This is a genomic window from Pontibacter sp. FD36, assembly GCF_015686655.1.
Classification (GTDB): domain Bacteria; phylum Bacteroidota; class Bacteroidia; order Cytophagales; family Hymenobacteraceae; genus Pontibacter.
This window is the reverse complement of the sequence record NZ_JADPMP010000018.1, coordinates 22,612-32,225: the sequence shown is the minus strand read 5'-3', so window position 1 is coordinate 32,225 and position 9,614 is coordinate 22,612. Positions and strand designations below refer to the sequence as shown.

Genomic DNA, 9,614 nt, shown 5'->3' with positions numbered 1-9,614 from the left:
GGGCGGGCCTTACTTTTTTCCTTGATGAAAAAAGTAAGCAAAAAAATCAAGACGCTCCAAACTCGCTGAACGCTCAAACAGTGGAGCGCCACAAAGGCGCACTTGGCACAAGTATTTGTTTCAAAGCCAGCGTGCGAGTTAGTCCTGCTATACCTGCCAGCGATCTGTCTGGACTATAAAAGAAGCGACGAGGCCTATACCTGTGAACTGAGTAAGGGCAGAAGTCCCCCTTCGAAGGGGGCAGGGGGATGACAATCATTGCCGTGATTCCCCTATTGAGAGGGGCAGGGGTGGGTTAATCGTTCACGGAAATCCTGCAGATCCCTTAATCCTGAAAATCCTGATTCAGACTACTTCCCCTCCCGCTCTTTCCAAAGCTGGTTAAATGACTTCGGCGCTACTTGCAATGGTTCTCTTCGCTTACTCCAAGTGTCTTTCAGCACTTGCTTCAGTACAAAGTTCTTCACGCCTGCAGGTGCCATATTCAACAACTTGCGGCTCTTCATGGCTTTAAGCCACAGCTTGAAAGTGGTGCGCTCGCTCTTCTCCGTGAAGCCTTGTTCCACACTCTGGCGGCGGTTGAGCAACAGCAGGTTATGGATATTGATCTTGACGGGGCATACTGAGGTGCAGGCACCGCACAGGGAGCTGGCAAAACTCAGGTGCTTGTTCTCGGCCATGCCGTTGTAGTGCGGCGTGATCACCGAGCCGATCGGGCCGCTATACGTGCTTTCGTAGGTATGGCCACCAATATTTTTGTATACCGGACACACATTAAGGCAGGCACCGCAGCGGATACAGTTGAGCGCTTCACGCTTCTCAGGCAGAGCCAGTAACTCGGTGCGGCCATTGTCCAGTAACACCACGTACATCTCCTCCGGGCCGTCTTTCTCGTTTGGTTGGCGTGGGCCTGTGAAGATCGTATTATAAATAGTCACTTGCTGTCCGGTGCCGCTGGTACTCAGCAGTGGCCAGAACAGGTCGAGGTCCATAACAGATGGTAAAATCTTCTCTATACCTACAATGGCAATGTGTGTCTTCGGGAAAGCAGTGGATAAACGGCCGTTGCCTTCATTTTCGGTAATGGCTACACCCCCGATATCAGCCAATAGGAAGTTGCCGCCGGTTATACCTACCTCGGCCTCAGTATACTTGGCGCGGAGCAGGCGGCGGGCAGTGGCTACCAGTTCTTCGGCGCTATCGGTCGGGGCTATCTTTAGCTTCTTTACAAAGAGGTCCGCAATGTCCTTTTTAGACATGTGCATGGCCGGCGTCACGATGTGGTAAGGCCGTTGCTCAGCCAACTGCACGATGTACTCGCCCAGGTCCGTCTCCACTGTCTCCACTCCGTTCTTCTCCAGGAAGTTGTTCAGGTGAATCTCCTCCGTCGTCATCGACTTGGACTTCACTACCGAGCGGGCGCGCTTGCGCTTCATGATCTGGCCGATCTCCTTGAGCGCCTCCTCGGCATTGCGAGCCCAGATCACTTTGCCGCCGCGGGCCGTGAAGTTAGACTCGAACTCCATCAGGTACTTATCAAGGTTATTGATGGTGTTCGTTTTTATAAAAGAAGCTCGCTCACGGGCGAGTTCGTGGTCGCTGTATTGGGTAAGGCCACGCTGTACAGCGGCGTTATACTTGCCGATGTTGAACTTGATGGTCGAGCGGTGGCCCAGATCAAATGATTTCGTTTCCGCGTCCTGCAGAAACTGTTTTAGTCTACTCATATAAATAAACCCTGCGGTTTTCCTGAAACGGCTAGTAATCAGGAAGTGCTATTAAAAAGAAAAACACCCTTAAAGTTAGGGTGTTTTCCTCAAAGCTAATAAATGCAGCTCGTTTTTATGTTAAACGGCCGTTTATGCAAGTTTAGTGTATTACTTTTTGTTGCTATCCACTACAATGCGGTTGTCGCGGTTGGCCAACTCCCAGGTCACGTGGAACGCCAGACGGGCGGCTTTCTCAGCTTTCTCGAAGATGATCTTATCTACCGTGTCAGTTGCCTTGTGGTAGTCGGCATGTACACCGTTGAAGTAGAACACGATCGGAATACCGTGCTTAGCGAAGTTATAGTGGTCAGAGCGGTAGTAGAAACGGTTAGGATCGTTCTCGTCGTTGAACTTGTAGTCCAGACGAAGACCTACGTGCTTCTGGTTTACCTCTTCGTTGATCTGGTGCAGTTCCGAAGAAAGTTTATCAGCACCGATCACGTAAATGTAGTTCTGGTCGTTCGTCTTCTCAGCGTCGAAGTCCATACGGCCGATCATGTCGATGTTGATGTTGGCTACCGTGTTCTCCAGCGGGAAGATCGGGTTGTTAGCATAGTATTCAGAACCCAGCAGGCCTTTTTCTTCAGCCGTTACGAGCATGAACAGGATGCTGCGGCGTGGACCCATGCCATCTTTCTTTGCCTGCGCAAAAGCCTCTGCCAGTTCAACAACAGCTACTGTACCAGAGCCGTCATCATTAGCACCGTTGAAGATCTCGCCGTCTTCTATACCTACGTGGTCATAATGCGCAGTTACTACGATCACTTCGTCTTTCTTATCAGTACCTTCGATGTAGCCCAGTACGTTGTCAGATGGAAGTGCTTCGCTCTTACGTTCTGTCTTCACCTTCACATCTTTCACAGCTGTGAAAGTACCTGGTGTAGGCTTACCTGCTTTCGCAACTGCGTTAGCGTAAGCCAGCATCTTCTCTGGCGTTGTGCCCAGCAGAGAAGCGCCTACCTGTGGCGATACCATCATGGCTGCTGTAGCTCCGCCCTGCGCACCGTTGCCCTTCAAGCCGATAGACGGACGTGTCAGGAAGTTGCGGTAGCGCTGTGTCATCGTGCCAAATTCACCTGCGTTAGCACCTGTCACGATCAGTACGCTCTTAGCACCACGCTTAGTGGCGGCATTGCGCTTGGTACGGAAGTCATTGCCCCAGTCAGAAGCTTTGTCAGTACCGCTCAAAAGGAACTTGCCGTCGGCACCTTTTGGCTCACCACCCAGCACCACGACCATTTTGCCGGTCACGTCGAGGTTGGCGTAGTCAGAGTAGTTGTCAGCGTCAATACCGTAGCCTGCGAATACTACTTCAGCAGTTTGTTCGGTCTGGTATGGCGAGGCGCCCAGCACGAAGAAGTCCTGCCCCATCATGAATTTCTGCTTGCCAACCATGATGTAGCCGTCGCCCCACTGGCTGCGCTCCAGCGCTACAGGCTGGTAGTATGGGTTGGCACTGTTCTTCACTGGTCCAACAAGGCCATCTTCCTTAAACTCGCGGGAGATATAATCGGCAGCCATCTGCAGGCCTTTAGAACCTGTGTCGCGGCCTTCGTACTCATCCGAAGCGAGTATGTGGAGGTGCTTGGACAGGTCAGCAGCCGTGATGGTGGAGGCATACTTCGGAGCGGCTTCGCGCAGTCGCTCAGCTTCCGTGGCGGTGGTTTCAGCAGTGGTGCTGGTGGTAGTAGGCGTGGTGGCGCAACCTGTGGTCAGGAAGGCAGCCAGCGCATACACATAAAACTTGTTATACTTCATGTCTGTGTAAGGTGAAGGTAAGGTTATGGATTGTTATTGTTTATAGATCAAGACGGTTGCAAAAGCAGCCACGCCTTCTTTCTTGCCCACAAAGCCCAGATGCTCAGTAGTGGTGGCTTTAATAGAAAGATCATGCTCCGGTATGCCCATCACTTTGGCCAGGCAGGCTTTCATCTCCGGAATATGTGGATTCACCTTTGGCTCCTGCAGGCAGATGGTCGAGTCGATGTTGCCGATCTCGTAGCCTTCGCGGGAGAGCAGGTGCACCACTTCTTTAAGCAGAATCTTGCTGTCGATGCCCTTGTACTGCGGGTCTTTGTCAGAGAAATGGAAGCCGATGTCGCGCATGTTGGCGGCACCCAGCAGAGCATCGCAGATCACGTGGATCAATACATCGGCATCAGAGTGGCCCAGTGCGCCATGCGTATGCGGAATCTTGATGCCGCCGAGCCAGAAGTCCAGCCCTTCCTGCAATTGGTGCACGTCATAGCCGAAGCCGGTTCTTATTTTTAATTTCATAGTGCGTGTTGAAGGTATAGCAATGCCTTATACGGCAGGTATAAAAAGTAAATATAGTGCTTTTACCCTTTTGTCATGATGCAGCAGGTGCATTTTTAAAGGGTATAGACTCAAATTGCCTGGAAAGGTTTAAAAAGCAAAAGCCAGCCACCGGTTAGGGCAGCTGGCTCTTATCAGACTATATATGAAAAAGCGCCTTTGGCTTAGGCCTTTGCTTCTGCAAGGGAAGGGTAATCGATGTAGCCTTCGGCACCAGGAGAGTAAAATGTATTTTTGTCGGCTTCCTGCAATTCTTCATTTTGGCGGAAACGCTCCGGCAGGTCCGGGTTAGAGATGAACGGCACCCCGAAGGCTACCATATCTGCCTCGCCAGCTTCAATCACGGTGTTGCCTTTTTCCTGCGTAAAGCCCGCATTGATAATCAGGTTGCCTTTGTAGATCGGACGATAACGCTTAGCGATTTGCTGTTCGGCATGTGAAATCGCGCTCACATCGTTGAAAGGCTCTGACAGGTGCAGGTAGGATAGGTTGTAGTTGTTCAGCTTTTCGATGATGTAGTCGAAGGTCGGGATGGTCTCCTCGTCCAGCGTCATTCCGAAAATACCGTGCAGGCTTGGGTTCAGACGAACACCCACACGCTCCACTGGCATGACTTCCTGAATCGCCTCGATAACTTCGAACAGAATGCGAGCCCTGTTTTCTTTGGAGCTACCATATTCGTCAGTACGGGTGTTGGAGGTACCATTGAAGAACTGGTGCAGCAGGTAACCGTTTGAGGCGTGAATCTCTACACCGTCAAAGCCAGCATCTATTGCATTTTTGGCAGCAGCCTTGTAATCCTGCACGATCTGCTTGATCTCAGGTATAGTCAACTCACGTGGAGTAACGGTGTTTTTAAATCCCTCAGGAGTGTAAGCCTGTGCATTTGGGTTGATGGCGGAAGGGGCCACCGGATACTCACCATTGTGAAAGTCAGGGTGCGACATACGACCCACGTGCCATAGCTGCGCGAAGATCTTTCCGCCCTCGGCATGTACTGCGTCAGTTACTTTCTTCCAGCCCGCTACCTGCTCCTGGCTGTAAATGCCTGGCGTGTTGACATAACCTACGGCTTGCTCCGAGATCTGTGTTCCTTCCGAAATGATCAGGCCAGCACTTGCGCGTTGAGCGTAATAAGTTGCCATCAGGTCGTTGGCCACATTGCCTTCGTTAGCGGCACGGCTGCGCGTCATGGGCGCCATGATCACGCGGTTGTTCAGTTCTAAATCGTGTAGTTTTATCTGTCTTAAAAGTGGTTGTGACATATGTGTCAATTGTTAAATTGCTGATTGTTAAATTGTTGTTTTTTGTGCACGGGTTGGGTTGATCGTTATTCGTTGATTTTTCGTGCACGATTCGGACAGATCGCAACCTGTCCCTACAAGTTGTGCCCTCGCTCGCGTCTCGCGAGTGTGAGCTATACGGCGGACTCCGGCCGCTATTTTTGTGCCACTAGGCACAGGTGGCGGGACACCACCAAATGCCTCACACTCGCGGGACGCGAGCGACTTAAACTCCTAAACTCCCTAGTCCCAATCCGGTGCGAAAGGTGGGTTGACTACTCTCTGGTTGTCTTTTTTGAGTTGGTCGATCTGGGCGACGTCTTCTGCTGACAGCTCAAAGTCGAAGATGTCGATGTTATCTTTCAGGCGCTCGGCTTTGGATGTTCTAGGTATAGCCATCACACCGTCTTGCTGCACCAGCCAGCGTAGCGATACCTGCACTTCGTTCTTGCCATACTTTTCGCCTATACCTTTCAGAACCGGATTACCGAGCACTTTGCCTTGCGCGATCGGACTATATGCCGTCAGCGAAATGCCGTGCTCACGCAGGTAGGTATACAGCTTGGTCTGGTTGATCAGCGGATGGTATTCTACCTGATTGGTGATGATGTCTGCGCCGGTTGCCAATACCTCATCGAGCAAGGCAGTGGGGTGGTTGCTTACGCCAATGTACTTGGCATAGCCTTTTTGCTGTGCTTCCATCAGCTGGTCCATGTACTCAGCCACGGGCACATTGCGATTAGGCCAGTGAATCAGCAAGAGGTCAACATAGTCAGTTTTGAGCTTGCGCAAACTTTCCTCTACCGAGGGCATAAAGTCTTTCTTGTACAGACTCTCCCTGAAAACCTTCGTGGTTAGAAAAATCTTGTCGCGTGCTATACCTGCGTTTTTGATGGCCGAGCCCACACCCGCCTCGTTCTGATAGATTTGCGCTGTGTCGATGTGGCGGTAACCTTCAGAGATAGCAGCGGCTGTGATTTCACGGGCCTGATCATCTGACAATTGAAAAGTGCCCAAACCAAGGGCAGGTATAGATGCGTCTTTTACTTGTATATGCTTCATAAAATATATTTCAGTTTGTACATTATTTGTGTATACAAATAATGGTATAAAAAAATAGCTTAGCCTCTGAGCTTGTCGAGTAATTTGCTCACCAAAACTGCCTCCTCCTGCGTCAGGTTATGGAAGCGCTGGAAAAAGGTGGGCATCTGCTCGTCTATCTGACGAAGTAGTTCCGTGCCTTTCGGAGTAAGCCTTAGCTCAATCATGCGGCGGTTTGCTTGGCAAATATCACGGGTAACATAGCCTTTCTCAATCAGCTTATCAACCAGGCGAGTCACGTTGGAGTTGCGATCCACCATGCGCTCCTGCACTTCTCCAAAGCAAACGGGCCTTGGTTGCTGACCGCGCACGATGCTCAGTACATTGTGCTGCTGCAGCGTAAGTCCAAATTGCTTAAAGAAAGGTATAAACTGCTGATTCAGCCAATTGTTTGTAAACAACAGGTTAACTATCATCCGACGATGATCGTCCTTGAAGTCTTTCTGCTGTATTTCGTCTTCTATGCGCATAGGCTGAATATGGGTACAAAGGTAATGTTGTTGTTTGTATATACAAATGTTATGCCCAAAAAGTTGCACGCTATACATATAGCAAACTGAAGCGAAACTGAAGCAGGATCAGTCCCAGTAGGCCTGTGAAAGCTGCCGGCCTTCTGCCGAGAAGGCTAGTTCAAGTTCTCCTGATTTGCCCTTAAGCACTACCTGATAGGTGGTAATGTCGCCTTTTACAACAACTTCGGCCTCTTCGGTCTTGTAGTTGGGGTAGTTTTGAGCGATGGAGTTGGCGACAGCTTCTGGTAATTCTGAGGAGTGTAAGTTTCGCTTGTACTGCATAAGCTCACCTGAGTATCGGAAAAGTGCGCTATGTGCTGCCGCATGCATATTGAAGTCAGCCTCGTAATCTTTACCGCTCCTTTCCCACTCAATATCAAAGGCAAGTGGAAATGTGTTCAGTAGGTTTTGCCGTACCTCCAGCGGCACTTTCTCTGGCAACACATCATCGTCACAGGAAACCAGAAGTCCTGCAAAAAGTGTGATGGTGGCGAATCGTAGCTTCATGATTATGTAATGAAAGGTAACCTGATGATTTGGTCCTAAGCTTAGCATGCAAATCTGAAGAAACTTTGTAGAATAGGTTATTAATGATCACTCCAGTACAAAAGCGGAGGGAATACTATTTGTCGGGAGGGGACAGGGAAGGCTGCTTGCTGGTTGAGCGGCCTTACATGGAATATAAAAGCCCGAGGTTAAGAACCCCAGGCTTCTGATTAAATGAGTTTTGGCATTCGTTAATCCCAGTATGCCTGCTGTACCTGCTGGCCATCGGCGGAGTAAACCAGCTTTTCGTCCTTGGTATTGTTGTCCAGTTCAATCTGGTACAGCATGGTCTGACCTTCCTCCAGTCGCTCGATATCATCCAGACGATAGGCAGCATAGTCTGTGTTGATGGCTGCCCGCACAGCGTCCGGTAATTCAGACTCAGGTATATCCTGCTTGTGCTTTATCAGGCTCCCCGAGGCATTAAACAGTGCACTATAATCTACTTTGTTTACATCGAAATCTGCTTCGTAATCATCTCCTTTCTGCTCCCAATCAATGTCGGCGGCATCGGGGAAATTACTGAGCAATGTTTCTTTTACGGCGGCAGGTACGTCGTCAGGATTTACGTCATCTGAGTTATTGTCACAAGCAAATAGGGTGCTTGCCATAAAAAGCATAGCAAATGCAGTCTTTTTCATTTTCTTCAATTTAGGTTTTACAAATCGGTTGTATAGCATGTTACGGACCGATTTTGGAGGAATTCTGAAGAAGAGGGGTATATTTTGAAAAAGAAAAAGCGGCTGCAGTTTTCACCGCAGCCGCTCCTATTTATATAAGCTATACTTGTTTATATAAGCTATACTTGCCTATGCCTCCTGCTCCACAGGCTGGGCCTTCTTCTCGGCCTTATAAAGCAAGGTAGAGCAATTGTTCGGATCAAGCACTTGCTTGGCGCAGCGCAGGATGTCCTGCGGCGTCACGGCCTGAATCTTCTCGCCCTCGGTGTTCACGAAGTTCGCGTCGCCGAGCAGCTTGCCATAGGCCAGGTTCATGGCTCGATTCAGCAGCTCGATTTCAGAGAACACAATGGACGTCTCGGCCTGGTTTTTTACTTTGTTCAGCTCTTCATCATCCACGAGCTTTTCCATCAACTCTTTATTAATAGCCTCAATGGCAGCATTGGCTTTTTGCAGGTCCACGCCTTCGTTGAGTTTGCCTTGGATGATGAGCAAGCCCGGTTCGATGGAGCCGGTTACTGAAGCCGAAATAGAGTTGAACAGCTTTTGCTCTTTCACCAGCTGCTCGTACAGGCGCGAAGACTTGCCCCGGCCGAGTATGTCGCTGATCAGGTCGACGGCGTAGTAGTCTTCGTGGTTACGGTGCGGCATGTGGTAGGCCTTGTAGATGGCGCTCAAGGGCACGTCGGCGCTGGTTTCCAGCACACGCGGTTCCTGTTGCTTCGGCTCGTTAGGTATATGGCGCTCGTACTTCTCGCCGGCAGGTATAGGGCCAAACCATTTTTCGGTCAGTTCCTTCGCCGTCTCAAAAGTCACGTTGCCGGCCACCACCAGTATGGCGTTGCTCGGGGAGTAATGTTTCCTGTGGAACGCTTTCACAATGTCCATGGTGGCGTCTTCGATGTGCGCGATCTCCTTGCCGATGGTCGCCCATTTGTAAGGGTGCTGCTCGTAGGCCAATGGGCGCAGCTTCAGCCACACATCACCATAAGGCTGGTTTAGGTAGTTCTGCTTAAACTCCTCTACCACGACCTTGCGCTGTACTTCCAGTCCGTGATCACTGAAAGCGAGGTCCAGCATGCGGTCCGACTCCAGCCAAAAGCCGGTTTCGATGTTCTGGGCCGGTAGGGATAAGTAATAGTTGGTAATGTCGGGGCTGGTGAAGGCATTGTTTTCGCCGCCCACGCGCTGAAGTGGCTCATCGTATACTGGTATATGTTTGGAGCCGCTGAACATCAGGTGCTCAAACAGGTGCGCAAATCCGGTATGCTGCTCTTCCTCGTCGCGGGAGCCCACGTCGTAGAGCACGTTTAGCACGGCCATCGGCGAGGTGTGGTCTTCGTGCACGATCACACGCAGTCCGTTATCCAGCGTAAATTCCTGAAACTGTATCATAATTTTCTTCTC

At 50.4% G+C, this 9,614-nt stretch carries 9 protein-coding genes; all 9 read right to left on the bottom strand.

Annotated elements, in window-relative coordinates:
* Positions 1-350 precede the first annotated feature (350 nt).
* A complete protein-coding gene (locus I0P70_RS20700) occupies positions 351-1,727 on the bottom strand; it encodes a LutB/LldF family L-lactate oxidation iron-sulfur protein (protein ID WP_196121041.1) in 1,377 nt (458 codons plus the stop codon).
* A 150-nt stretch (positions 1,728-1,877) separates the two neighbouring features.
* On the bottom strand, positions 1,878-3,527 hold the full coding sequence (locus I0P70_RS20695) for a M28 family peptidase (protein WP_196121040.1): 1,650 nt from the start codon (positions 3,525-3,527) through the stop codon (positions 1,878-1,880).
* A gap of 33 nt (positions 3,528-3,560) precedes the next feature.
* Complete coding sequence (gene ispF, locus I0P70_RS20690; RefSeq protein ID WP_196121039.1) at positions 3,561-4,046, bottom strand: 2-C-methyl-D-erythritol 2,4-cyclodiphosphate synthase; 486 nt, start codon at positions 4,044-4,046, stop codon at positions 3,561-3,563.
* A 203-nt stretch (positions 4,047-4,249) separates the two neighbouring features.
* Positions 4,250-5,350 (bottom strand): alkene reductase, encoded by a 1,101-nt coding sequence (locus I0P70_RS20685; RefSeq protein WP_196121038.1) that lies wholly within the window; start codon positions 5,348-5,350, stop codon positions 4,250-4,252.
* Positions 5,351-5,611: 261 nt separating this feature from the next.
* Complete coding sequence (locus I0P70_RS20680) at positions 5,612-6,430, bottom strand: aldo/keto reductase (protein ID WP_196121037.1); 819 nt, start codon at positions 6,428-6,430, stop codon at positions 5,612-5,614.
* A gap of 59 nt (positions 6,431-6,489) precedes the next feature.
* Positions 6,490-6,939, bottom strand: coding sequence for a MarR family winged helix-turn-helix transcriptional regulator (locus I0P70_RS20675; protein WP_196121036.1), 450 nt, complete (start codon positions 6,937-6,939; stop codon positions 6,490-6,492).
* A gap of 108 nt (positions 6,940-7,047) precedes the next feature.
* Positions 7,048-7,488, bottom strand: a complete 441-nt coding sequence (locus tag I0P70_RS20670; RefSeq protein ID WP_196121035.1) for a PepSY-like domain-containing protein — start codon at positions 7,486-7,488, stop codon at positions 7,048-7,050.
* 230 nt (positions 7,489-7,718) lie between these two features.
* Complete coding sequence (locus I0P70_RS20665; RefSeq protein ID WP_230392331.1) at positions 7,719-8,168, bottom strand: PepSY-like domain-containing protein; 450 nt, start codon at positions 8,166-8,168, stop codon at positions 7,719-7,721.
* Positions 8,169-8,336: 168 nt separating this feature from the next.
* Positions 8,337-9,602 carry a pitrilysin family protein gene (locus tag I0P70_RS20660; RefSeq protein WP_196121034.1) on the bottom strand — a complete coding sequence of 422 codons (1,266 nt, stop codon included), beginning with the start codon at positions 9,600-9,602 and terminating at the stop codon, positions 8,337-8,339.
* Between the last annotated feature and the right edge of the window lie 12 nt (positions 9,603-9,614).